Annotated in this window: 21 protein-coding genes and 1 pseudogene; 10 read left to right on the top strand and 12 right to left on the bottom strand. The window is 72.3% G+C overall.

What is annotated here, in order from left to right; translation table 11 throughout:
* Positions 1–84 precede the first annotated feature (84 nt).
* The 6 genes from helR to ACZ4VK_RS12900 all read right to left on the bottom strand — a co-directional run bounded on the left by helR (position 85) and on the right by ACZ4VK_RS12900 (position 6069).
* On the bottom strand, positions 85–2253 hold the full coding sequence (helR, locus tag ACZ4VK_RS12925; protein WP_468351471.1) for an RNA polymerase recycling motor ATPase HelR: 2169 nt from the start codon (positions 2251–2253) through the stop codon (positions 85–87).
* Positions 2254–2427: 174 nt separating this feature from the next.
* Complete coding sequence (locus ACZ4VK_RS12920) at positions 2428–3627, bottom strand: serine hydrolase domain-containing protein (protein WP_468351469.1); 1200 nt, start codon at positions 3625–3627, stop codon at positions 2428–2430.
* A gap of 216 nt (positions 3628–3843) precedes the next feature.
* Entirely contained in the window at positions 3844–5004 is a 1161-nt protein-coding gene (locus tag ACZ4VK_RS12915) for a GTP-binding protein (protein ID WP_468351466.1), read from the bottom strand.
* Between the two features lie 6 nt (positions 5005–5010).
* Entirely contained in the window at positions 5011–5181 is a 171-nt protein-coding gene (rpmF, locus tag ACZ4VK_RS12910; RefSeq protein ID WP_468351464.1) for a 50S ribosomal protein L32, read from the bottom strand.
* 60 nt (positions 5182–5241) lie between these two features.
* The gene (locus ACZ4VK_RS12905; protein ID WP_468351462.1) at positions 5242–5637 is read right to left on the bottom strand and encodes a hypothetical protein; all 396 of its coding nucleotides are present in this window, start codon (positions 5635–5637) and stop codon (positions 5242–5244) included.
* 45 nt (positions 5638–5682) lie between these two features.
* The gene (locus tag ACZ4VK_RS12900; protein WP_468351460.1) at positions 5683–6069 is read right to left on the bottom strand and encodes a VOC family protein; all 387 of its coding nucleotides are present in this window, start codon (positions 6067–6069) and stop codon (positions 5683–5685) included.
* A 245-nt stretch (positions 6070–6314) separates the two neighbouring features.
* Between ACZ4VK_RS12900 and ACZ4VK_RS12895 the strand changes: the two genes are divergently transcribed.
* A complete protein-coding gene (locus tag ACZ4VK_RS12895) occupies positions 6315–7055 on the top strand; it encodes a class I SAM-dependent methyltransferase (protein ID WP_468351458.1) in 741 nt (246 codons plus the stop codon).
* Positions 7056–7171: 116 nt separating this feature from the next.
* Here the strand turns inward: ACZ4VK_RS12895 and ACZ4VK_RS12890 are convergent, their stop codons facing one another.
* Both ACZ4VK_RS12890 and ACZ4VK_RS12885 read right to left on the bottom strand, forming a co-directional pair.
* On the bottom strand, positions 7172–7750 hold the full coding sequence (locus ACZ4VK_RS12890; RefSeq protein WP_468351456.1) for a TIGR03086 family metal-binding protein: 579 nt from the start codon (positions 7748–7750) through the stop codon (positions 7172–7174).
* Between the two features lie 74 nt (positions 7751–7824).
* A complete protein-coding gene (locus ACZ4VK_RS12885) occupies positions 7825–9495 on the bottom strand; it encodes an acyl-CoA dehydrogenase family protein (RefSeq protein ID WP_468351454.1) in 1671 nt (556 codons plus the stop codon).
* Between the two features lie 198 nt (positions 9496–9693).
* Here ACZ4VK_RS12885 and ACZ4VK_RS12880 point away from each other — a divergent pair, with 198 nt between their 5' ends.
* The 6 genes and pseudogenes from ACZ4VK_RS12880 (at position 9694) to ACZ4VK_RS12855 (ending at position 14763) form a co-directional block, all read left to right on the top strand.
* Positions 9694–10893, top strand: a complete 1200-nt coding sequence (locus tag ACZ4VK_RS12880; RefSeq protein WP_468351452.1) for a winged helix DNA-binding domain-containing protein — start codon at positions 9694–9696, stop codon at positions 10891–10893.
* 124 nt (positions 10894–11017) lie between these two features.
* Positions 11018–12109: pseudogene (locus ACZ4VK_RS12875) on the top strand (WXG100-like domain-containing protein); the annotation flags it as partial.
* 117 nt (positions 12110–12226) lie between these two features.
* The gene (locus ACZ4VK_RS12870) at positions 12227–12781 is read left to right on the top strand and encodes a YwqJ-related putative deaminase (protein WP_468352040.1); all 555 of its coding nucleotides are present in this window, start codon (positions 12227–12229) and stop codon (positions 12779–12781) included.
* 56 nt (positions 12782–12837) lie between these two features.
* Positions 12838–13299, top strand: coding sequence for an SUKH-3 domain-containing protein (locus ACZ4VK_RS12865; protein WP_468351450.1), 462 nt, complete (start codon positions 12838–12840; stop codon positions 13297–13299).
* On the top strand, positions 13292–13684 hold the full coding sequence (locus ACZ4VK_RS12860) for a YwqJ-related putative deaminase (RefSeq protein WP_468351447.1): 393 nt from the start codon (positions 13292–13294) through the stop codon (positions 13682–13684). Before ACZ4VK_RS12865 ends, ACZ4VK_RS12860 begins: the two co-directional genes overlap by 8 nt.
* Positions 13685–13791: 107 nt before the next feature.
* Positions 13792–14763 (top strand): SUKH-3 domain-containing protein, encoded by a 972-nt coding sequence (locus ACZ4VK_RS12855; protein WP_468351445.1) that lies wholly within the window; start codon positions 13792–13794, stop codon positions 14761–14763.
* A gap of 33 nt (positions 14764–14796) precedes the next feature.
* On the opposite strand, the gene ACZ4VK_RS12850 is transcribed toward ACZ4VK_RS12855, so the two are convergent.
* A complete protein-coding gene (locus ACZ4VK_RS12850; protein WP_468351443.1) occupies positions 14797–15612 on the bottom strand; it encodes a response regulator transcription factor in 816 nt (271 codons plus the stop codon).
* A gap of 91 nt (positions 15613–15703) precedes the next feature.
* Between ACZ4VK_RS12850 and ACZ4VK_RS12845 the strand changes: the two genes are divergently transcribed.
* Both ACZ4VK_RS12845 and ACZ4VK_RS12840 read left to right on the top strand, forming a co-directional pair.
* Positions 15704–17389 (top strand): AMP-binding protein, encoded by a 1686-nt coding sequence (locus tag ACZ4VK_RS12845; protein WP_468351441.1) that lies wholly within the window; start codon positions 15704–15706, stop codon positions 17387–17389.
* Positions 17386–18990: an AMP-binding protein gene (locus tag ACZ4VK_RS12840; RefSeq protein ID WP_468351439.1), complete on the top strand. Its 1605-nt coding sequence runs from the start codon at positions 17386–17388 to the stop codon at positions 18988–18990. The genes ACZ4VK_RS12845 and ACZ4VK_RS12840 overlap by 4 nt, the downstream gene beginning before the upstream one ends.
* 56 nt (positions 18991–19046) lie before the next feature.
* Here the strand turns inward: ACZ4VK_RS12840 and ACZ4VK_RS12835 are convergent, their stop codons facing one another.
* The 3 genes from ACZ4VK_RS12835 to ACZ4VK_RS12825 form a co-directional block, all read right to left on the bottom strand.
* A complete protein-coding gene (locus ACZ4VK_RS12835) occupies positions 19047–19568 on the bottom strand; it encodes a GNAT family N-acetyltransferase (protein ID WP_468351437.1) in 522 nt (173 codons plus the stop codon).
* Between the two features lie 32 nt (positions 19569–19600).
* Complete coding sequence (locus ACZ4VK_RS12830; RefSeq protein ID WP_468351435.1) at positions 19601–20389, bottom strand: TIGR04222 domain-containing membrane protein; 789 nt, start codon at positions 20387–20389, stop codon at positions 19601–19603.
* A gap of 91 nt (positions 20390–20480) precedes the next feature.
* Complete coding sequence (locus ACZ4VK_RS12825; protein ID WP_468352038.1) at positions 20481–21233, bottom strand: hypothetical protein; 753 nt, start codon at positions 21231–21233, stop codon at positions 20481–20483.
* 841 nt (positions 21234–22074) lie between these two features.
* Here ACZ4VK_RS12825 and gcl point away from each other — a divergent pair.
* Positions 22075–23853 carry a glyoxylate carboligase gene (gene gcl, locus ACZ4VK_RS12820; protein WP_468352036.1) on the top strand — a complete coding sequence of 593 codons (1779 nt, stop codon included), beginning with the start codon at positions 22075–22077 and terminating at the stop codon, positions 23851–23853.
* The last annotated feature ends 12 nt before the right edge of the window (positions 23854–23865 follow it).

The raw sequence follows: 23865 nt of genomic DNA, 5'->3' as shown, positions 1-23865 counted from the left end.
TCATCTGATCGCAGGATCGGCCGTGGCGCGCCCACGCGCGGCACCGGTTCGCCCCACGGAGTCAGCCAGGGGGCGTCCTGCCGATCAGGAGCTCCTCAGCACCACGAGCTCGCGGGTCGCGCGGGTCATGGCGACATAGCGGTCGACCGCCCCCTCGATCCCCTCGCCGAACGACTCCGGGTCGACGAGGACGACCAGGTCGAACTCGAGGCCCTTCGACAGCGAGGGCGTCAGCGACCGGACGCGGTCACCCGGCCGGAACCACGGGGCGCCGATGACACAGGCCGTTCCCTCGGCATGGGTGGCGAGCCGGTCGTCGAGGACCGAGTCGAGTTCGTCGACGGAGCCGTGGACGACGGGGACGCCGCTGCTGCGGACGGACGTCGGCACGTTGGCGTCCGGGAGCGCGGCCCGGATGGCCGGCTCGGCCTCCGCCATGACCTCTTCCGGCGTGCGGTAGTTGATGCTCAGGGACGCCACGGTGATCCGGTCGAGACCGACCCGCTCGAGCCGCTCCTGCCAGGTCTCCGTGAACCCCTGCCGGGCCTGGGCCCGGTCCCCGACGATGGTGAAGCTCCGGGACGGGCAGCGAAGCAGCAGCATCTGCCACTCCGCGTCCGTCAGTTCCTGCGCCTCGTCCACGACGATGTGCGCGAACGGCCCGGCGAGCAGGTCGGGCTCCGCGCCCGGCAGCGCGGCCTCGTCGACCAGACTGTCCTTGAGGTCCTGTCCGCGCAGCATCGTCACCGCGCCCTCACCGTCGTCGTCGGCCGCCAGCACGTTGTCGATGACGTCGGCCATGCGCGCCCGTTCGGCGTCGACCGTGGCCTGCTGCCGCCGCTTGCGCCGCGCCGCCTCCGGGTCGCCGAGCCGCTGCCGCGCCGCGTCCAGGAGCGGCAGGTCGGACACCGTCCAGGCCTGGGCGTCCGCGCGCTGGAGCTTCCGGACGTCCTCGCGGCTCAGCCAGGGAGCGCACTTCCGCAGGTACGCGGGGACCGACCACAGGTCTCCGACGAGGTCGGCCGCCTCGAGCAGCGGCCAGGCGCCGTGCAGGGCGTCGGCGAGCTCCTCGTCCTGCCGCAGCGCCCTGCGGAACTGGTCCTCGGGGACCTCGCCGTCGAGCTTGGCGAGCAGGAGGGTGGCCAGCTCCTCCCAGATCTGCTCCCGCGCCTCGTTGTGCGGAGTGCCGGCCTCCGGTGCCTCGAAGGCCTCCGCCCAGTCGTCGGCGGTCAGCCGGACGTCGGCCCAGTCGGTCGAGACGGTCATCCCCTTGGCGGGCGGCTCCTCGTAGAACCTGACGGCCGCCTCGATCGCCCGCACCATGTCGGCGGACGACTTCAGGAGCGCCACCTCCGGGTCGCGCTCGGCCGCCGCCCGCGCGCCCTCGGCGACGAGGTCCCGCACGGTGCAGGTCCGTACCCCCTCCTCGCCGAGGCTGGGCAGGACGTCGGCGACGTACGCCAGATAGGGCTGGTGCGGACCGACGAACAGCACGCCGCCCCGCCGGTGGCCGAGGCGCGGGTCCGCGTAGAGGAGGTGCGCGGAGCGGTGCAGCGCCACGACGGTCTTTCCCGTACCAGGGCCGCCGTCGACGACGAGCGTGCCGCGCGAGCCCGCCCGGATGATGGCGTCCTGGTCGGCCTGGATGGTGGAGAGCACATCGCGCATCCGGGGCGACCGGCTGCCGCCGAGGCTGGCGATGAACGCGGACTGGTCGTCGAGGGCCGCGTGCTCCGCGAGCCCGTCGGCGGTGAACACCTCGTCCCAGTAGTCGCTGATCCGGCCGCCGCTCCAGCGGTACCTGCGGCGGCTCGCCAGGCCCATCGGGTTGGCGTGGGTGGCCGCGAAGAAGGGCTCGGCGGCGGGGGAGCGCCAGTCGATGAGCAGCCGGCGTCCCGCGCTGTCGGTGAGGCCGAGACGGCCGACGTACACGGGGTCCGCGCCGTCCTCGCCGACGATGCGTCCGAGGCACAGGTCCAGGCCGAAGCGGCGCAGGGTACGCAGCCGACCGGTCAGCCGGTGGATCTCCGCGTCCCGGTCCATCGCCTCCCGGCCGGCGCCGCCGGGCGCCTTCCGCGCGGCGGCGAGACGCTCCGAGAGGTCGGCGATCGCCTCGCGGAGGCTCTCCGCGATCGCCGCGAAGTGCCGCTCGTCACCGGCGATGAGCGCCGGGTCGGCCTTGGGGGAGAGACGGTCGGGAAGGTCGAACGCGCTGGTGTCGTACGACTGGTCCACCGACGAAAGCACACGCACGGAGGGGGACTCCCATTTCTGCAGGGGCTGGCTGAGACCAGTGATTCTGCGGGACGACCGGGGCCTTGCCGCAAGCCCCCCTGTGCGCTATAAGTTGAGAGTGGCAAGAGGTGAGTTGATCCCCTTGCCACTTTTTCGTGCGGGGTCTTTCCCGCGCCTCACTTCATTTCGGGATCAGCGCGGCACGGCGGAGCCGTCGTAGACGTGGTCCGGGGTGGCGACCGCAGTGATCGCCCGCGCGAGGAGCGTGGACGGTTCCTCGCCGCCGCTGGTGACATCCGTGTTGATCATGATGACCAGCGTGGCCTTCTGCTCGGGCAGATGGACGGTCACGGTCTCGTATCCCGGGATCGAGCCGTTGTGCCCGATCCATCCGTTGGTCTCGAAGATCCCGAGGCCGTAACTCGTCCCGGGGAAGCCGGTCGGCAGCGTCTTGAGCCGCTGCGCCTGGGTCTCCGGGCTCAGCAGCTTTCCGGTCGCGAGGATCTCGGCCCAGCGGCGCAGGTCGTGCAGGTTGGAGATCATCGCCCCGGCCGCCCAGGCCCAGCTGGGGTTCCAGTCCGTGACGTCCTCGACCGCGCCGCTGAGCGTCTGGTCGGTGTATCCGCGCGCGTGCGGCTCGGGGAACTCGGCGCCCTTCGGGAAGAGCGTGTCGTGCAGGCGGGCCGGGCGGAGCACCCGCTCGTGGATGAAGCCGGCGAGCCGCTTGCCGCTGACCTTCTCGATGACGAGGCCGAGCAGGATCAGGTTGGAGTTGGAGTACTGGAACTGCGCGCCCGGCGCGAAGGTGTTCGGGTGCCGGTAGCCGTACGAGAGCACCTCCCACGGGTTGAAGGCGCGCTCCGGCTGGGTCTGCAGGTCGCGGATGAACTCGGGGTCGGCGGTGTACGGGAAGAGGCCGCTGCGCATCTCCGCGAGATGGCGCAGGGTGATCCGGTCCCCGTCGGGGACGCCCCGGATGTAGTCGGAGATCGGGTCGTCGAGCTCGATCTTTCCCTCGTCGACGAGTTCGAGCAGCGCGGTGACCGTGAAGGTCTTGGTCTCGCTGCCGATCCTGACGAAGGTGTCGACGGGCATCGGCTTCCGGGTGACGGTGTCGGCGACACCGGTCGCGCGGACGTAGCACCCCTTGCCCGGCATCCACAGGCCGACCACGACACCGGGGATGGCCGCCTGCTTGCGGACGTCCTCGATCGTCCTGTCCAGCCGCGCCGTGAGCCCGGGACCGAGACCGCCCGGTCCGCAGTCGCTCTCGCCGTGCGGGCCGGCAGTGGCGGCGTGTACGGGAGCGCCGGGGACGAATGCCGTCGGCGCGAGGACGGACGCGACGAGCAGCGTCGCGGCGAACAGTCTTCGGTAGGGGGTACGTCGCATGGGGGGACGCCTCTTCCAGGTCAGGGTGCGGACGGCCACATCACCACCGGCGCACGGCGGCGGAGGCCCCCCGTCCCGCACTCCCTCCGGCGAGTCCACTCGTTCGGCGCCACCGGGTCGCCCGGGCGGCCCGGCTCGGACGAGCAGGGACAGTACCGGGCCGGACGGTGCCGTGGCTGCGACCACCGTCCGGCCCGGAGTGTGTCGGGCCCGCCGTCAGGCCGCCGGCTCGTGCGCGCAGGCCTCTTCGATGCCGTACGTCTCCCACGCGGGGAAGTCGTCGTGGGCGGGTACGGCTTCGCCGGGCGCGAGGAGGCAGGCGTCGAGGGCCGCGCGCAGGGCGTCGGCGCGGAGCCCGGTGCCGATGAAGACCAGTTCCTGGCCCTGCGCGGTGTCCGGGCCGTGGGCGCCGGACGGCTCGAACCGGGCCACGGCGCCGGCCTGCGACCACAGTCCGGTCACCCGGGGCCGGCTGGCCAGCCGGAAGAAGCCCTTGGAGCGCAGCACCCGCCCGAAGGTCCCGCTGTCCATCGCCTTGGTGACGAAGTTCCAGAGCCGCCCGGGGTGGAACGGCAGCTCGGAGCGGAACACCAGCGAGGAGATGCCGTACTCCTCGGTCTCCGGCACGTGGTCGCCGTTGAGCTCCTTGACCCAGCCGGGGGCCTGCTGGGCCCGCTCGACGTCGAACAGGCCCGTGCCCAGGACGAGTTCGAGCGGGACCTGTCCGCGGACGGCCGGGACGACGCGTGCCTCCGGGTTGAGCCGGGAGAGGGTGGCCCGCAGCCGGCGGGCCTCATCGGGCCCGACCAGGTCGAGCTTGTTGAGGACGATGACGTTCGCGAACTCCACCTGGTCGACGAGGAGGTCGCTGACCGTGCGCTCGTCGTCCTCGTACGGGGCGAGGCCGCGCTCGGCGAGTTCGTCCCCGCCGTCGAGTTCCGGCAGGAAGTTCGCGGCGTCGACGACGGTCACCATCGTGTCCAGACGGGCGAGGTCGCCGAGGGTCGCCCCGTCGTCGCGGGGGAAGGAGAAGGTGGCGGCGACGGGCAGGGGTTCCGAGATGCCGCTCGACTCGATGAGGAGATGGTCGAAGCGGCCCTCACGGGCCAGTCGGTCGACCTCCTCCAGGAGGTCGTCGCGGAGGGTGCAGCAGATGCACCCGTTGGTCATCTCGACCAGCCGCTCCTCGGTGCGGGACAGGGCGGCCTCGCCGCCGCGCACGAGCGCGGCGTCGATGTTGACCTCGCTCATGTCGTTGACGATGACCGCGACCCGCAGTCCTCGGCGATTGCCCAGGACGTGGTTGAGGAGGGTGGTCTTCCCGGCACCCAGGAACCCGGACAGGACGGTCACGGGCAGCCGGTCGGTGGGCGTCATGAGGGCTCAGCCCTCCGGGCGGAGCAGGCCGCGCTCGTACGCCTTCAGCAGGCGCTGCGGCACCAGGTACACCGAGCCGTCCACGGTGAAGGGGACGAGCTGCGTGGTGCTCGCCTTCCACTGGGCGCGGCGGTGACGGGTGTTGCTGCGGGACATCTTCCGCTTGGGAACGGCCATCAGGGATCTCCTCGGTGCGATGGGGGCGCGACCGAGGCTATATGAAAACGGATCCCATTATCAATCTGCGGTGAAGGCGTCCTCGCGCGCGTCCGCCAGGAGGAACCCGTTGTCGAGGCGGACGCGGAGCGTCACCCGTGGCCGCTCCTGTCCGTACGCGGTCCACGCCGGTTCGAGCGACGCCACCTGCTCCACGAGCCGCTGCCTGCTCGCCGGCGGCATCTGGTGGCCGAAGTCGGCGAGGAGCGACGTGAGCCGTTCGTACTCCCGTACCTCCGGGGTGGGGATCCGCTCCGGGCGGTCGACCCGTTCGACGGTGCCTCCGGTCCCCGCCGCCAGGAACAGCGTCCCGGCGGAGACGTCCGCCTCCGCCGGGGAGCCTTCGGTCAGGGTGACGGCATCGCCCACCCTGAGGTCCGCCGCCAGCGTCACGCGCCGGCCCTCTTTCCACGTCATCGGCCCTTCATGGCACGAGGACGATCATCGGGGCCGGGCGGCGGCTCAGCTGTCGGCGTCCTGCGGGTACCAGCGCAGTTCCACCGTGTTGCCGTCCGGGTCCTTGACGTAGACGGACTGCGCCGAGCCGCGCGCACCCCAGCGGGGGACGGGCCCCTCGATGACGTCGAACGTCCCGGAGCCGATGACCTCCTGCCAGTCGACGGGGTCGACGACCAGACAGATGTGGTCGACGTTGGACTCGCCGCGCGGGCGGGAGAAGAGGTCGATGACGGTGCTGTCGTCGATGCGCACGGACGGGAACGGCACCTTGCCGGCCCGCCACTCCTCGACCCGCTCGGGCGCGAGGCCGAGCGGGCCGGTGTAGAACTCGAGCGCCTTGTCGACATCGGTCACATTGAGCACCAGGTGGTCGAAGGCTTTGACACGCATGGCTGGTTCTCCGGTCTGTGGACGGGACTTGGCCCGATGGATCCGGTGCGCGGCACGCACCGGTGATCATGGCTGAAACCGTACGCCTGCCCGTACGCGCGACCAGAACGGAACCCGCATCTTCGTGGCTTCTGTCAGTACGAAGGTCCGCCGGGCCGCGGCGAGACTGCCCGCAGCAGGGCACGGCGTGCCCCGGGAGCGGCCCGGGGGCTCCGGCCCGACGCGGTACGGGGAAGGACGACACGATGGGCGTACAGCAGTACGACGAGATCGGTGAGGCGTACGAGGGGTTCAAGTCCCTGCCGCTGGAGCAGTACGCGGTGGTGCCCAGCTTCCTGGCCATGGTGGGGGACGTGCGGGGCAGGTCGATCCTCGACCTGGCCTCCGGGACCGGCTTCTACAGCAGGGAGTTCAAGCGGCGCGGAGCCACGGACGTCGTCGGCGTCGACATCTCCGGTGAGATGGTCTCCGTGGCCGAGGAGTTGGAGGCGAAGGATCCCCTGGGAGTGCGCTACGAGGTGGGAGACGTGGCCGAACTGCGGGCCTTCGACGAGCCGTTCGACATCGCCCTCGCGGTGCAGCTCTTCGGGTACGCGAAGGACCTCGCCACCGCCGAGCGGATGTGCCGCACCATCCACCGGAACCTGAAGCCCGGCGGCGACCTCTACGTGCTCAACCAGTCGCCCGACTTCCGCTTCGACGGACCGCCCCCGGACCGGTACGGCTTCCGCAGCGAACTCACCGGCGAGGAGGGCGAGACCGGCCCCCAGGTCCGCGTGACGGCGCTCCTCGACCCGCCGGTCTCGTTCGTCGCCAACCGCCCGCGCCGCGAGGTCTACGAGAAGTCCCTGCGGGCAGCCGGATTCAGCGAGCTGACCTGGGTCCCGCTGACGGTGTCGGAAGCGGGCATACGCGAGTTCGGCGCGGACCACTGGGCGGACTTCCACGCCAACCCGCCCCTGGAGATGCTCCACTGCCGAGCCTGACGACCACGCCCGAGGCACAGACCTGACCGCCACCGGGCGGCCGACGACCACGGTGCCGTCGGCCGCCCGGCCCACGCACGGCGCGGACAACGGCCGCGTCGGACGGTCCCGAGGTCTCAGGCCGGCTGCCAGTCGGGTCGGCGGCCGCTGAGGCCGATCACGCGGTCCAGGAGCGGCGCGCCGTCCGGCACCGGGACCACGGGGCCGAAGAAGGCCTCGCCCGAGGCGTCATCGGCCGGAGTCAGCAGGGCCTCGGAGACCAGCAGCTCCTCCTCGCTCACCTCGTACTCCTGGCCGGTCGCCCGCGCCAGGTCCCAGCCGTGGATCAGCAGCTCGTCGAGGGCGATCCGGCCCATGACGGCGGCCGGGGCGTCGACCCCGCCCGCCTGCGTGTCCCCCTCCCAGGCGCCCGGCTCCCGCCAGGCGGCGGCCAGCTCGTGCAGTGCCTTCGGCAGGGCCGTCCGCCAGTCGTCCGCCAGTACCGGACGGGACGAGCCGGGCGGCGTTCCGGTCGTCGGCCCGAACCGCTTGCGGGCCGCGTCGCGGAAGGCGACGCTGAGCCCGGCGACATGGGCGAGCAGCTCCCGCACGGCGTACTCCGGGCAGGGCGTCGGGTCGCCGAGCCGCTTGTCCTCGATGCCCTCCGCGAGCCGGGCGACGCGCTCCGCGGCCGCCCCCAGATCGATCGGCTTCATGTGTGACGTGGTGTCCATGCGGGGCAGACCGCCGGGCTCCTCGAAACTCATCGCTCACGGCCGCGCGTCTTCTCTCAGGCGGCCGGGAGGCGGTCGATGATCCCGCCGAGGTCGGTGCGGGCGGGCAGCGTGCCGAAGGCCAGACCGCGGTCGCCGGCGAGGCGGGAGGAGCAGAAGGCGTCGGCCACGGCGTGCGGCGCGTGCCGTACGAGGAGCGAACCCTGCAGGACGAGCGCCATGCGTTCCACCAGACGGCGTGCACGCAGCTGGGCGTCCTCGGTGAGGACCAGTTCGCCGCGCAGCTCGCGCCAGGCGGCGTCCAGCCGGGCGTCGGCTCCGGACGCGCTCTCCACCTCCGTACGGAAGGCCTCGAGGGACTCCGGTTCGCGGGTCAGGGCGCGCAGGACGTCGAGGGCGTTCACGTTGCCCGAGCCCTCCCAGATCCCGTTCAGCGGGGCCTCGCGGTACAGGCGGGGCATGCCGGAGGCCTCGTCGTAGCCGTTGCCGCCCAGGCATTCGAGCGCTTCGGCGACGGCGGCGGGCTGGCGCTTGCACACCCAGTACTTGCCGACCGCGGTGGCGAGCCGCAGGAACGCCCGCTCACCGCCGTCCCCCCGCTGGGCGCGGTCGGCGGCGCCCGCGATCCGCAGGGCCAGGGTGGTCGCGGCCTCCGACTCGACGCCCAGGTCGGCGATGACGTTGCGCATCAGCGGCTGGTCGATGAGCTTGGCCCCGAGGACCGAGCGGTGGCGGATGTGGTGGGCGGCCTGGGCGAGCGCGGCGCGGGTGCCGGAGGCGGAGCCGAGGACACAGTCGAGGCGGGTCATGGTGACCATCTCGATGATGGTCCGCACTCCCTGGCCCTCCGTACCGACAAGCCAGGCGACGGTGTCGTCGAACTCCGGCTCGCTGCTGGCGTTGCTGCGGTTGCCGAGCTTGTCCTTCAGCCGCTGGATGCGGAAGGTGTTGCGGCCGCCGTCGGGCAGCACGCGCGGGACCAGGAAGCAGGACAGCCCTCCGGGCGCCTGGGCCAGGACGAGGAAGAGGTCGTTCATCGGGGCGCTGGTGAACCACTTGTGGCCGCGCAGCCGCCAGGTGCCGTCCGCCGTCTCCACCGCCGTGGTGGTGTTGGCGCGGACGTCGGTGCCGCCCTGCTTCTCCGTCATGCCCATCCCGGCCAGGAGACCGCGCTTGCCGGCGGGGGCACGCAGCCCCGGGTCGTACACCCGGCTGGTGAGCAGGGGCTCGTACTCCTTGGCCAGTTCGGGCGTGGAGCGCAGCGCCGGGACGACGGCGTACGTCATGGAGACCGGGCAGCCGTGACCGGCCTCCGTGGTGCTCCACACCATGAACCCGGCGGCGCGGGCCACATGGGCGCCGGGCCGGTCGTCGGCCCAGGGAGCGCCGCCGAGGCCCTCCCGGATCGCGACGTCCATCAGGGAGTGGTAGGCGGGGTGGAAGTCGACCTCGTCGACACGGTTGCCGTAGCGGTCGTGGGTGCGGAGCACGGGTTCGTACCGGTTCGCCTCCTCCGCCCAGCGCTGGGTCTCCTCGCTGCCGGCGAGACGGCCGACGCGGTGCAGGTCGTCGAGGTACCAGCCGGCGCCCTCGCGGCGTACGCCCTCGAGGAGGACGGGGTCGTCGGCGATGTCGTGCCCGACGAGGGGCGGCACCTGGTTGATCACGTCGTGGGTGCGCGCGGTGGGGTTGCTCCGCGGCGGCGGGACGTCGGCGGTGGCGGTCATGGACGGGTCCTCCGGGATCGGTGGTGGTGGCGGCACCGGCCCGCCGGCGGCCCGGCGGCCATGCCCTCGCGTCGAAGAAGTGAACCAGGATTCAGTACTTCACGCCAGACCCGGGGTCGTGGACACCGCCATCCGCCCACCGCCCCACCGACGACTTGCGGACCGTAACTGTCCTCAAGCCCGAGTAGCGTGCCCGCCATGGCCCTCAAGACGACCCGCCCCGTGCTCGGCCCCCGTGCCCTGAACCGCGCCACCCTCGCCCGCCAGCTGCTTCTGAGCCTCGCCCCGATGGGCGTCACGGAGGCCGTCGGCCACCTCCTCGGCCTCCAGGCGCAGAACCCCAAGCCGCCGTACTACGCGCTCGCCGCCCGCCTCGACGGGTTCCGGCCCGAGCAGTTGTCCGCGCTGATGGAGTCCCGGGCCCTCGCCCGCATCGTGACCATGCGCTCCACCGTGCACACCCACACCGCGGCGGACGCGGTCGCCCTGCGCGGGCTCGTCCAGGCCGGGGCCATCGACCGCGAACTCGCCCTCTTCGTCTCGCGCGGCGGGCTCGACGGCGTCGACCTCGACCGGCTGGCCGCCCGCTCCCGCGCCCTCGTCGAGGAGCGGCCCCGTACCCCCAAGGAACTGCGCGAGGAGCTCCTCGAGGAGTGGCCCGACGCCGACCCGCAGTCCCTCTCCGTCGCCGCCCGCTGCCTCCTGCCCCTCGTCCAGGTCACCCCGCGCGGACTCTGGCGCCGTGGCGGCCAGGTCGCGCTCACCACCACCGGCACCTGGTTCGCGGACACCGCCGACGCCGCAGACACCGCAGACACCGCAGGCCGCGCAGCCGCCGCAGACACCGCAGACCCCGATGACGCCGCAGTCGCCGACGGCCGGGCCGCCGACCTCGACGAGACCGTGCTGCGCTACCTCGGCGCCTTCGGGCCCGCCTCCGTCAGGGACATGCAGACCTGGTGCGGTCTGACGCGGCTCGCCGAGGCGTTCGAGCGGCTGCGGCCCGGGCTCCTCGTCTTCCAGGACGAGCGCGGCACCGAGCTCTTCGACCTCCCCGGCGCGCCCCGCCCCGACGAGGACACCCCCGCCCCGCACCGTTTCCTCCCCGAGTTCGACAACCTGCTCCTCTCGCACGCCGACCGCACCCGCGTCGTCCCCGCCGCGTTCCGCTCCCGCACCTGGAGCGGCAACCAGGCGCACCGCGTCTTCCTCCTCGACGGCTTCCTCGCCGGGATCTGGCGCCTCGACGAGGCGAAGGACCGCACCACGCTCACCGTCGAGCCCTTCACGCGCCTGACGCGAGGTCAGCGCACCGCGCTCACCGCCGAGGCGGAGCGGACCCTCCGGCTCATGACGCCGGCGGGCATCCCGTACGACATCGTCCACGCGGAGGAGTGACCGGCGGAGACGCCGGGGGCAGGACCGGGAGCCTCGGGTGGGTGGGTGGCGATTCCCTTGTCACTGCGGCGTGTTTACACTTGCGTTCTGCGAACGTCCGTACGCGCGGGGGGATTTACGGATCATGGCTGTCACGGTGCCGGACTGGGCGGACACACTCCTCGATCTGGTGGGGGTGAACTGGCCCAACGTCGACGAGGACGCCTACCGCGACATGGCGGACGCGCTCCGCGAGTTCGCGGACGACCTCGCCGACGACGGCCAGCTCGCCAACAACCATGTGCAGCGCCTGCTGTCCTCGGGCCACGGCGAGGCGCTCGACGCGCTCAACGGGCACTGGGGCAAGGTCAAGGACAAGCATCTCAAGGACATGGTGTCCGCGGCCCGCACGATCGCGGACGCCCTGGACCTCGCGGCGGGCGCGATCGAGGCCATGAAGTGGAAGGCCGTCGCGGAGCTCGGCATCCTGGCCGGCCAGACGGGTCTCGCCCTCGCCCTCATCCCGGTCACCGGAGGTCTCTCCGCGCTGCTCGGCGCGGGAGCCATCGCCTTCACGAAGAAGCAGCTCCTGAAGCTGATCACGGCCGCGATGGAGGAGGCGGTCGGTCATATCGTCGGGGTGATGACCGAGCCGGTCGTGGCAGCTCTCGAGAACATGGCCGCGGACCTGGTCGTCCAGGTGAGCATGGACGCGCTCGGCGTCCAGGACGGCGTGAACCTCGACCAGACGAAGCAGGCCGGCAAGGACGGCTTCGACGAGGGCGTGCAGGGCGCCAAGGAGGGGCTGAACCTCGCCTCCGCCGGCGGAGGCGGTGGTGGCGGCGGAGCCAAGGGCAAGGGCTTCCACATCGAGCACGACGAGCACGACGAGGCCAGCACCAAGCTGAACGGTGTCAGCCTCGCCATCCACGGCAAGACCGCGGGAAAGCTCGCCAAGGCGAAGGGGCACCAGGGCCGCAACAAGGGCCGGGACGACATCGCGGACGCCCTCGACCCGGTCATCGAGAAGGCCATGGGCGCGCTCGTGAAGTCCGCCAAGACCATGGGCGACCACATCGGCGAGACGCTGCCCAGGGCCGTCAAGCAGATCTCCAAGGACCACAAGAACAACGACGACGACACGGCCGCCCGCATCGCCCGCCAGCGCAAGGGCGACGACGCCGGGAACGGCTCCGGCGGCGGTACGGGAGGCAAGGGCCCGACCGGAGGCGGCGGCGGGGGCGGAGGCAAGCCGCCCGGCGGGGGCGGCAACTCCAACGGCGGCAGCGGGAACAACCCCAAGGGCAACCCGATCAGCCCCCAGCCCGGCTGGCACGGCCAGACCGGCAAGGGCATGAAGAACCACCGCCGTGACGCGCTGGACGTCGGCCACCTCAGCGAGGAGGAGCAGCGGAAGCTGCTCGTCGACGAGGCCGGGAGTCTCGCCAACGACGCCAGGGACCAGCCGCCCAGCAATCCGTACCCGGAGGGCAAGCACCGGCTGAAGACGGCCTGCGCCGGCACCCTCCTCCACGACGGCACCCTCACCGCGCACACGAGCAGCTCCACCACCGGCGACTCCTCGATGTCCACCCACCCCGCCCTCAAGCAGATCCTGGACCGGGTGGAGAACGACATGAAGGCCGCCGACCAGAACGCGGGCAACGGCCACGGCAAATGCGCGGAGGTCTCGCTGATCTCCGACCGATTGCACCAACTCGATCCGAACGGGACGGCCATCGTCACACCGGAGGACGTACGGAAGGCCATGGACGGATCGCTCGTCTATTCCGTCCAGATCGGCAACATGCGCCCCGGAGACGATCAGTTGCTGCACGGCGAGTACAAACCGCCGTGCAGGTCCTGTGAGAGAATGCTGCCCCTCGCCGGCGTCATCGCGCACCACTGAGATCGTCACCGAGAGCGTCACCGAGCATCACCGGGAGAGAGCACGCAATGCCCAGAATGACAGCGGAGGAAGTCGAGGCGGCCCTCGCCGAGGCGGGCTGGTCCCGGGGGCGTGACATCGGTGCGCGGCTGCCCGACCTGCTGAGCTTCGTGACCGACCGTTTCGCCGAGGAAGGCCACCCGGTCGAACCCTTCCCGGCCGCCCAGGACTTCGTCAGGGAATTCGGCGAACTGCGCCTGGAGATTCCGGGAACCCCGCCGGACTCCGTCGGGTTCACCCCGCACTGGATTTACGACGAGAGCGGCGAGGACGTGGCCGAACTCGCCGCGAACCTCGGCAAGAAGCTCTTTCCCGTCGGCTACGAGTCGTTCGACGGGGCCATGATCCTCATCGACGAGACCGGGCGTTTCTTCCTCATGCACCACACCGGTCCCTATTTCCTGGGAGCGAACACCTACGAGGCCATCAGCTGCCTGCTGCGCGGCCCCCAGCAGGAAGCGCGGGACTACTTTGTCTGACACCGTTCCGGGAACGGCCGCCTCGCTCCTCGTCCAGGGGACGATCACCAGTCAGACGAACCTGACCGGGGACGGCGAACCCCGACTCCACCCCGCCGTAAGGGAGTTCTTCGACGGACTCCCGCCCGGCCTGCGCGAGCCGTTCCTCGGCTACTGCGCCGAGTCCGCGCTCGTCTCCGACCGGCTGTACGCCGTCGACGCCGAGCGCGCGGACGGTACGGCCACGAGCCTCGCCGAGGCGCCGGCGCACTTCTCGGGGGCGGCCCTCGTCTCCCGCAGGGTACGCCCCCACGGCGACCCCGAGCACGGCACACCGGCCCCCCTCTGCCGCTCCTGCGCGGCCCTGGCGGAGGCGCTGGGCATCACCGTCCTCCAGGACTCCTGACGCGAGGGGTGGCGATGACGACGACCGAGCCTGGGACGACCGAGCCTCAGACGGCTGAGTCCGAGACGACCGAGCCTGTGACGGCTGAGCCTGTGACGACCGAGCCTGTGACGGCTGAGCCGGCCGAGAGCGGTCAAGAGGCGGTCGAGCCCCTGTCGGGCGGGGAGATCCCCGGGGCCGAGGGCGACCGCGTCCTCACGCGGGCCGGCTGGCAGCCCGGGCGGGACGCCGGCGAGGCCGCCATGATCGCGGTCCTGAAGACGGCGGGCCTGGGGCCCTGGCCCTTCTTCCCCGCCGCCGAGCGCGCCCTCCGCGAGTTCCACGGCCTCCGGCTGGAACCCGCCGCCCACGGCGGCCGCGAGGTCGCGGCGACCGGCTGCCGCGTCGACCCCCAGGAAGCCCGGTACGCCGGCGCGCCGCTGCACCGGCTCGCCGACACCCTCGGCACCCGGCTCTTCCCGTTCGGCCGCACCGACGCCGACGCGCCGATGGCCGTGGACGAGGAGGGCCGGCTGTTCTCCCTCGGCGCCGGAGGTGCCTGGCTCCTCGGGGAGACCGTGCGCGACGGGCTCCTCGCGCTGGCGGAGGGGCTGCGACCCGTACGCCTGCGGGGGCGGGAGTGGCAGTGGCCGCTGCGGGCGGCACCGGCCGACCTCGCCGCCGGCGTCCGCGCGGCGCTCGTCGCCGTCTACGTCCTGCACACCCACGGCGTGTACGACGCCAGGACCGTCCACCTCCGGGCCACCACGCTCCGGGGGATCGGGGTGACCGTCCTCGACCACGCGTTCCCACTGCGCCCCGGCTCCCTGGAGGACAGCGCGCTGCCCCTGGTCGAGGCGATGGAGGCGGACCTGTCCGCCCTGTCGCAGAGGGCCGCCGGCTGCGAACTGGTGCTCTCCGTACCGGCCCCGCCCGGCACACCGGCCCCCGCGGCGGGCCTCGACTGCCGCGTCACGCTCGGCGGCACCGACGGCTTCGCCCTGCTCCTCTCCACGGGCCCGGGCGCCTCGATCGGCCGTACGGCGACTCTCGTGGACGCCTGCGTCTCCGCCTTCGACGCCTGGTCCGCTGCGACCTGATCCCCCCGTAGCCGGCCACCGCTGCCCGGCCGGCTACGGCAGCGCCCCCGCCCGTCTGGCCGCCACCACGGCCTCCAGACGCGTGTGGGCGCCGAGTTTGCCCATCGCCGACCGGAGATAGCCCTTCACCGTCTCCGGGCGGAGGCCCAGGCGCTCGGCCGCCGTGGCGTTCGTCGCGCCGGAGGCGACCGCCGCGAGGACGTCCGTCTCGCGCGGGGTCAGGGCGACGTCGGGGGCGGCCGGGACGGTGCCGGAGGCCGTTTCGAGGCGGCCGCAGACGGCGAGGAGCCGCTCGCGCAGCCGGGGGTCGACCACCTTGGGGGCCAGTTCGCGCAGCTCCCCGTACGCCTGGCGGACCTCCTCCCAGGACGGCCCGGGGGGCGGCGGCGCGAGGAGCCGCCGCACCTCGTCCCGTACCGCGAGCGCCTGCTCCACGTCCCGGGCCGCCGCCATCGCCGCGTCGAAGACCCGCTCCCCGATCGGCACGGCGTCGCGCAGCGCCCCGTACAGCACGCCGCGCACCTTGCGCCGTACGACGACGGGGACCGCGATGACCGAGCGGAGGCCCTCCGCCGAGACGGGGGCGTCGTACTCGTGGGTGATGTGCCGGGCGGAGGGATAGTCGGTGACCGCGCACGGCCGCGAAAGCGCCAGGCACTTCCCGCCGAGCCCGGAACCGGCCGAGACCGCGAGACCGTGAAGCGCCGGCGTCACCGCTCCGCTCAGCTCGGCGATCCGCAGCGTGCGGCCCTCCTGGAGCAGTCCGCCGAAGACCACGGGCAGCCCGCTGCCGCGCCGCAGCCGCAGCAGCGCCGTCCGCAACTCCACCGCTTCCGACAGCTCGGGCACGGAACCACTCCTTCACCCCCGAACGGGGGTAGTGAGACCTGGGCCACCGATTACACGATGTCCGGGACAGGTCCCGCAATGAGGAGGACACATGACGCCCACGAGCGCGACCGGCGCGACGGAGAGGTTCCGGGCCGCCCGGGACTTCCTGCTCCAGCACCGCGAGGACTACGAGACGGCCTACGAGGGCTTCGTCTGGCCCCGGCCCGAGCGGTTCAACTGGGCGCTCGAATGGTTCGACGTCATCGCGGAGGGGAACGACCGGACCGCGCTCCACCTCGTCGAGGAGGACGGCTCCGAGACGAAGGTGTCCTTCGCCGCGATGTCCGCCCGCTCCAACCGGGTCGCGAACTGGCTGCGGGCCCAGGGCGTCCGCGCCGGGGACCGGATCATCGTGATGCTCGGCAACCAGGTCGAGCTGTGGGAGACCGTGCTGGCCGCGATGAAGCTGCGCGCCGTCGTCATCCCCGCCACCCCGCTCCTCGGCCCCGCCGACCTGCGCGACCGCGTCGACCGGGGCCGCGCCCGCCATGTGATCGTGCGCGCCGAGGACACCGCCAAGTTCGACGAGGTCCCCGGTGCGTACACCCGGATCGCGGTCGGCGGCGACGGGGTGAAATGGCTGGGGTACGAGCAGGCCGACCACGCGTCCGACGTGTTCGAGCCCGACGGGGTCACCCTCGCCGACGACACCCTGATGCTGTACTTCACCTCCGGCACCACCGCCCGGCCCAAGCTGGTCGAGCACACCCACACCTCGTACCCGGTCGGGCACCTCTCGACGATGTACTGGATCGGCCTCAGGCCCGGGGACGTGCACCTCAACATCTCCTCGCCGGGGTGGGCCAAGCACGCCTGGTCCAACCTCTTCGCCCCGTGGAACGCGGAGGCGACCGTCTTCATCCACAACTACACGCGCTTCGACCCGGCCCGGCTGCTGCGCGAGATGGAGCGCCACGGCGTCACCAGCTTCTGCGCCCCGCCGACCGTGTGGCGGATGCTGATCCAGGCCGACCTGAGCCGGCTGAAGACACCGCCGCGCGAGGTCGTCGCCGCCGGCGAACCGCTCAACCCGGAGGTCATCGAGTCGGTGCGGCGCGCCTGGGGCGTCACCGTCCGGGACGGTTTCGGCCAGACGGAGACCGCCGTCCAGGTCTCCAACAGCCCTGGTCAGCGACTCAAGGAGGGTTCCATGGGACGCCCGAGCCCCGGCTTCCGTGTCACCCTCGTCGACCCGGTGAGCGGCCGGCCCGACGTGGAGGAGGGCGAGATCTGTCTGGACCTGTCGGCCCACCCGGTGGGCCTGATGACCGGGTACCACGGCGACCCCGAGAAGACGGCGGAGGCGATGGCCGGCGGCTACTACCGCACGGGCGACATCGGCGCCCGGGACGAAGAGGGATATATCTTCTATATCGGGCGAAGTGACGACGTCTTCAAGGCCTCCGACTACAAGATCAGCCCCTTCGAGCTGGAGAGCGCTCTCCTGGAGCACGAGGCCGTCGCCGAGGCGGCCGTCGTCCCCGCCCCCGACCCGCTGCGGCTCGCCGTCCCCAAGGCGTACGTCGTCCTCGCGGCGGGCTGGGAGCCGGACGACGAGACCGCGAAGGCCCTCTTCGCCCACTCGCGCGCGGTGCTCGCCCCGTACAAGCGGATCCGGCGCGTCGAGTTCGCCGAGCTGCCCAAGACCGTCTCGGGCAAGATCCGGCGTGTGGAGCTGCGCCGGCTGACGGCGGAGGGCGGCGGCAAGGAATACGTCGAGGGAGAGCTCGGATGACCCTGTCATACGCCCACGGGGTGTCGACCACCGCCCTTCTCGGTGAGACCATCGGCGCCAACCTCGACCGGGCCGTCGCCGCGTGGCCCGACCGGGAGGCGCTCGTCGACGTCGCCACCGGACGCCGCTGGACGTACGCCCGGTTCGGCGCGGACGTCGACCGCCTCGCCGGGTCCCTGCTCGGCAGCGGGGTCCGCAAGGGCGACCGGGTCGGCATCTGGGCGGTGAACTGCGCCGAGTGGGTCCTCGTCCAGTACGCCACCGCCCGCATCGGCGCCGTCATGGTCAACATCAACCCCGCGTACCGCGCGCATGAGTTGGCGTACGTCCTGCGCCAGGCGGGGATCAGCCTCCTCTTCGCCTCGCTCGCCCACAAGACGAGCGACTACCGGGCGATGGTCGATGAAGTGCGCGCGGACTGCCCGGAGCTGCGCGAGGCCGTGTACTTCGGAGACGCCGGTTGGGACGAGTTCCTCACCCGTACGCCCGGAGGGCTGCGCCCGGAACCCCTCTCCTGCGACGAGCCCGTCAACATCCAGTACACCTCGGGGACGACGGGCTTCCCGAAGGGCGCCACGCTCTCCCACCACAACATCCTCAACAACGGTTACTTCGTCGGCGAGATGATCGCCTACACCGAGCAGGACCGGATCTGCGTCCCGGTGCCCTTCTACCACTGCTTCGGCATGGTCATGGGGAACCTGGCGGCCACCTCGCACGGCGCGTGCATGGTGATCCCCGCGCCCTCCTTCGACCCCGCGGCCACCCTCCGCGCGGTGCAGCAGGAACGCTGCACCTCCCTCTACGGCGTCCCGACGATGTTCATCGCGGAGCTGAACCTCCCCGACTTCGCCTCGTACGACCTCTCCAGCCTGCGCACCGGCATCATGGCCGGCTCGCCGTGCCCGGTGGAGGTGATGAAGCGGGTCGTCGCCGAGATGAACATGGCGGAGGTGTCGATCTGTTACGGCATGACGGAGACCTCGCCCGTCTCCACTCAGACCCGCCGCGACGACGACCTGGAGCGCCGCACGGGCACGGTCGGCCGGGTCATGCCGCACGTCGAGGTGAAGGTCGTCGACCCGGCGAGCGGACTCACGGTGGAGCGGGGCGCGGCGGGGGAGCTGTGCACCCGCGGCTACAGCGTGATGCTGGGCTACTGGGACGAACCGGAGAAGACCGCCGAGGCGATCGACAGCGGCCGCTGGATGCACACCGGGGACCTGGCGGTGATGCGCGACGACGGTTACGTGCAGATCGTCGGCCGCATCAAGGACATGATCATCCGCGGCGGCGAGAACGTGTACCCGCGCGAGATCGAGGAGTTCCTCTACGGACACCCGAAGATCGCCGACGTCCAGGTCGTCGGCGTCCCCGACGACCGCTACGGCGAGGAGATCCTGGCCTGCGTCATCCCCCGCGACCCGACCGACGCCCCCACCCTCGCCGACATCACAGCCTTCTGCCGCGACCGGCTCGCCCACTACAAGATCCCGCGCAGGGTGGAGATCCTCACGGAGTTCCCGATGACGGTGAGCGGCAAGGTACGAAAGGTGGAACTGCGCCAGCGCTACGGGGAGGAGCGACGGGGCACCGCCTAGACGAGCCGGCCCGTCCGCCCGGATTCCTGGGCGGACGGCGCGCCACTCAGGCGCCCCTAGGTGTGCCGTACCTCGCGGCGCATGCAGATGCGGGGCCAGGCGGTGAGGCCGTGGGTTGCTTCCGCGTGGCAGATGGCGCGTAGGCCCTCCGTCAGTGCCGGGTCCGAGTCCGTGAGCGGGCGGAAGCCGAGGCGCGTGTAGTACGGGGCGTTCCACGGCACCTCGGTGAACGTCGTCAGGGTCAGCGCCGCCAGGCCCTGTTCCGTGGCGGCCGCGGCCAGGTGCTCGATCAGCGCCCGGCCCACGCCCCGGCGCGCGGCGTCCGGATGCACCGACACCTGCTCGATGTGGGCCGCACCGTCGACCGGGTCGGCGAGGAGGTACGCGACCGGGCGGTCGGCGGTGTCCACCGCCACCCACGCCCGGCCCGCGAGGCGGTACGACTCCAGGACGTCCAGGGGCAGCGGGTCGTCGTCGGCGATCGCCGCCATGCCGAGCGAGCGGAACGGCTCGCCCGCCGCCCGTTCGATGTCCTGGAGCAGCGGGAGTTCGGCCGCGGCGGCCGCTCTGATGCGCATACGACAGTATGGCGCGGCCTCACCCCGGACGGTCACCCGGCGGCTGGACCCGGATCCGCCGGCGGCCGGTTCCTGTCCGCCTCCCGGGGCCGGTCCAGCAACCCGCCCTCCCGCGAGAACCGCGGCAGGAACATGGCGAGCGCCGGATCGCCGTACAGCGCCACATACAGCTGGACAAGCCGCCCGTCCGTCACCTCCCGCCGATGCGCGGGCAGCGGGTACCGCTCGCGCAGGCCGGCGAGCAGCTGCCGCGCCGCCCGCGTGGCCGGCGGCAGCCGCAGCAGTGTCACCGCCACCAGCAACGGCAGCGCGCCCGCGGCGAACACCACGGTCAGGGCCGCACCGGACGGCGCCGTCACATACGCCCCGATCCCCAGCGTGAGCGGTACGCAGCCGAGCAGCGCCCCGGCCGTCCCCAGCCGCGCGGGCGACTCGAGCAGCCCCGCCGCGCGCAGCTCGGCACGCAGCGTGTCCACCGCCCGCCGCGCCTCGGGACGCAGCGCGAGGTCCCGCAGCGCGAAGGCCCGGTGCAGCGCCCGGTGCACCCCGAGCTGTACGGCGTCCGTGGTGCGTCCCGGCCCGCCGTTGGCCCGAATCGTATGTTTGCGGCCCGCCGCGACCGCCCCGCGCTGGTGCAGCGCCACCAGCGCCACGGTGACGGCCGCCCGCCGCCCGCCCCGCAGCAGCGCCAGGGCCTGCGGCGGCGGCACGACGTCCGTACCCGGCGCTCCGCTTCCCCGGCTGCGGGTTCGCAACAACACGGCGGCGAACAGCAGTTGTCCGCAGACCGCTCCGATGAACCACCACATCCCCGTCGGCATGACACCCACCCCCGAGGGTGTTGTGCCCGGGAGACCGTGATCGTCACGCGTGAATGGCCGGATTCCTCTGTCGAGGTGCGGCGGCCGGCCCCTAGATGCCGCTCGCGGCCAGGTCGTCGGCGGCGTTGTTCACCGGCTGCGGCGTGCCGGTCAGGTCCAGGACGAACAGCGGGAGATGGACCTCCGCGGCCCGTGAACGGGCCTCCGGTGTGTAGCCCGCGAGCGAGAAGCACACGCTCACCGCGGAGGCGCTCAGCCCGTTGAGCCACAGGCACTCGACGGCCCGCAGCCCCGTGGGCCGGGTGCTCGGGTCGACCTGCGCGACGAGCCCCGGCGCCCGCAGGTCCACGCCGGACGCGGGGCGCTCCTCCGGCTGGACGACGTCCCGGAACCCCAGCCAGCGCAGATACCCGGCGGCCGCGGCGACGGCGTCCCGCGCGGTCCGGATCGTCACGGGCCGGAAGGCCCCTCGCGCCGGAGCGGGGCGCGGGGCGGTGGGCGGCAGCGGTATGTGCGGGGGATAGCGCTCGGCGAAGGGGCGGGGGAGGGCGGGGTGGCCTGGATCCGTGGGGCGGCTCGGACCGCCGGGGCGGGCGGGATCGTGAGGGCCCGGACCTTCCGGGTGTCCCGGATCCTCTGGACGAGTTCGGCCGGAGAGACCGGGGTGACCCGGGTGGCCCGACTGGCCGGGGTGCCCGATCGGGCCGGGCTGACCGGACGGGCTTGGGGAGGCTGCGCCTGCGCCGGACGTGGAAGGAGTGCCAGGGGCCGCGGGAGCCGCGGGCGCGTTCGCGCCGGACGTGGAAGGAGTGCCAGGGGCCGCGGGCGCTTCGGTGCCGGGTATCGGGGTGTCCGAACCCGACACGGCGGCGGGGCCGGAACCAGGATCCGTGCCCGTACCTGTGGACGGCTCAGCGCCGTCCGCGCCCCGCCCACCCGTACCGGCTTCCCCGCCGCGTCCCCGGGCGGGACCCGTACCGAACCACTCCGCGCCGCGCTCGACCGCCCGGGACGGTGCCGCACCGGAGACTCCCCGGAGGTCGGCTCGGCCGGCGCCACCCGGCGCCGATTCCCGGCCGCGCCGCCCGGTCCCCGGAGCCGTACCGGAAGCCCCGGAGCCGTCGCCTCCCGGTCCCTCTGCCGCCACCCCCGGCCCGCCGCCGGCGCCCGCGTCCACCGGGGAAGCCGGGAGAACCGGGACCCGCAGGACCGTCCCGCACGTGCAGCCCAGTTCCGGGTGGGGCCAGTCGTCCGTGCGGCCGCAGGCGCCGCAGCGGACGGTGACCCATTCGTCCGCCCAGTTCCGGCGCGTGATCGGATCCCCCGTCCCGCCCGCCTTCACGGGTGGCGCCACGGGGCTCCCGCACGCGCAGGGGAAGACGGGTGCCGCGTACGCCTGGGTGCGCAGGCATTCCGGGCAGCGCACGGGTACCGACTCGGCCACAACCAACCCCCTGTCGTTCCGCCCCATCGTCCCCCCATCGGCCACCCCGGGGGAGGGTGTTCGGCCACTTCCGTGATCCCGCAGCGCGGACTTCTCTTGACGGCTCTCCGGAGCCCGACCTACATTGCTTCCGTATAGCAGAACAGTATTTCCGCATTACGGAAACAAGCCGTCCGGGGCCCCGAGCCGACCGGTGGGCTTGGATCCGCCCGGCCGAAGCAGGAGCACTCCCATGCCTCGTATGACCGCCGCCGCAGCGGCCGTTGAGATCCTCAAGCGCGAAGGCGTCACCCAGGCGTTCGGCGTCCCCGGCGCGGCGATCAACCCCTTCTACCGCGAGCTCAAGAACGTGGGCGGCGTCGGCCACACGCTGGCCCGCCACGTCGAGGGCGCGTCCCACATGGCCGAGGGCTACACCCGTGCCAAGGCCGGCAACATCGGCGTCTGCATCGGTACGTCCGGCCCCGCCGGCACCGACATGATCACCGGCCTGTACTCGGCCATCGCGGACTCGATCCCGATCCTCTGCATCACCGGCCAGGCCCCGGTCTCGAAGCTCCACAAGGAGGACTTCCAGGCCGTCGACATCGCGACGATCGCCAAGCCGGTCACCAAGGCCGCCACCACGGTCCTGGAGGCCGCGCAGGTCCCCGGCGTCTTCCAGCAGGCCTTCCACCTCATGCGTTCCGGCCGTCCCGGCCCGGTCCTCATCGACCTGCCGATCGACGTCCAGCTGACCGAGATCGAGTTCGACCCGGAGACCTACGAGCCGCTGCCGGTCTACCAGCCGCGCGCGACCCGGGCACAGGCCGCGAAGGCGCTGAGCTTCCTCCTGGAGTCCGAGCGCCCGCTGATCGTCGCCGGCGGCGGCATCATCAACGCCGACGCCACCGACCTCCTCGTCGAGTTCGCCGAACTGACCGGCATCCCGGTCATCTCCACCCTCATGGGCTGGGGCACCATCCCGGACGACCACGAGCTGGCCGCCGGCATGGTCGGCGTCCAGACCGCGCACCGCTACGGCAACGCGACCTTCCTGGAGTCGGACTTCGTCCTCGGCATCGGCAACCGCTGGGCCAACCGTCACACCGGTTACAACCTCGACGCCTACACCAAGGGCCGCAAGTTCGTCCACGTCGACATCGAGCCCACGCAGCTCGGCAAGATCTTCGCCCCGGACTACGGCATCGCCTCCGACGCCAAGGCCGCGCTCGAACTCTTCATCGAGATCGCCAAGGAGATGAAGGCCGCCGGCACGCTGCCCGACTTCTCCGCGTGGGCAGCCTCCGCGCAGGAGCGCAAGGCCACCCTCCAGCGCCGCACGCACTTCGACAACATCCCGATGAAGCCGCAGCGCGTCTACGAGGAGATGAACAAGGCCTTCGGCCCCGACACGCGCTACGTCACCACCATCGGCCTCTCCCAGATCGCCGCCGCGCAGTTCCTGCACGTCTACAAGCCGCGCCACTGGATCAACTGCGGCCAGGCCGGCCCGCTCGGCTGGACGATCCCGGCCGCGATCGGCGCCGCCACCGCCGACCCGGAGACCCCGGTCGTCGCGCTCTCCGGCGACTACGACTTCCAGTTCATGATCGAGGAGCTGGCGGTCGCCGCCCAGCACAAGGTCCCCTACGTCCACGTCCTCGTGAACAACGCCTACCTCGGTCTGATCCGTCAGGCGCAGGGCGGCCTCGGCATCAACTTCGAGGTCAACCTCGAGTTCGAGAACATCAACACCCCCGAGATCGGCGTCTACGGCGTCGACCACGTCAAGGTCGCCGAAGGCCTCGGCGTCAAGGCGATCCGCGTCACCGACCCGGACAAGCTGGGCGAGGCGCTGGAGGAGGCCAAGAAGCTGGCCGTCGAGCACCAGGTCCCGGTCGTCGTCGAGGCGATCCTGGAGCGCATCACCAACATCGCCATGAGCAAGACGGTCGACATGAGCGACGTCACCGAGTTCGAGGAGCTGGCCACCGAGCCCGGCCACGCCCCGACCGCGATCAAGGCCCTCCAGGTCTGACGAGCCCGATCG

The organism is Streptomyces sp. NPDC028711, from assembly GCF_055565415.1.
The sequence above is the reverse complement of the archived record's forward strand: the minus strand, read 5'-3'. Positions and strand labels throughout refer to the sequence as shown.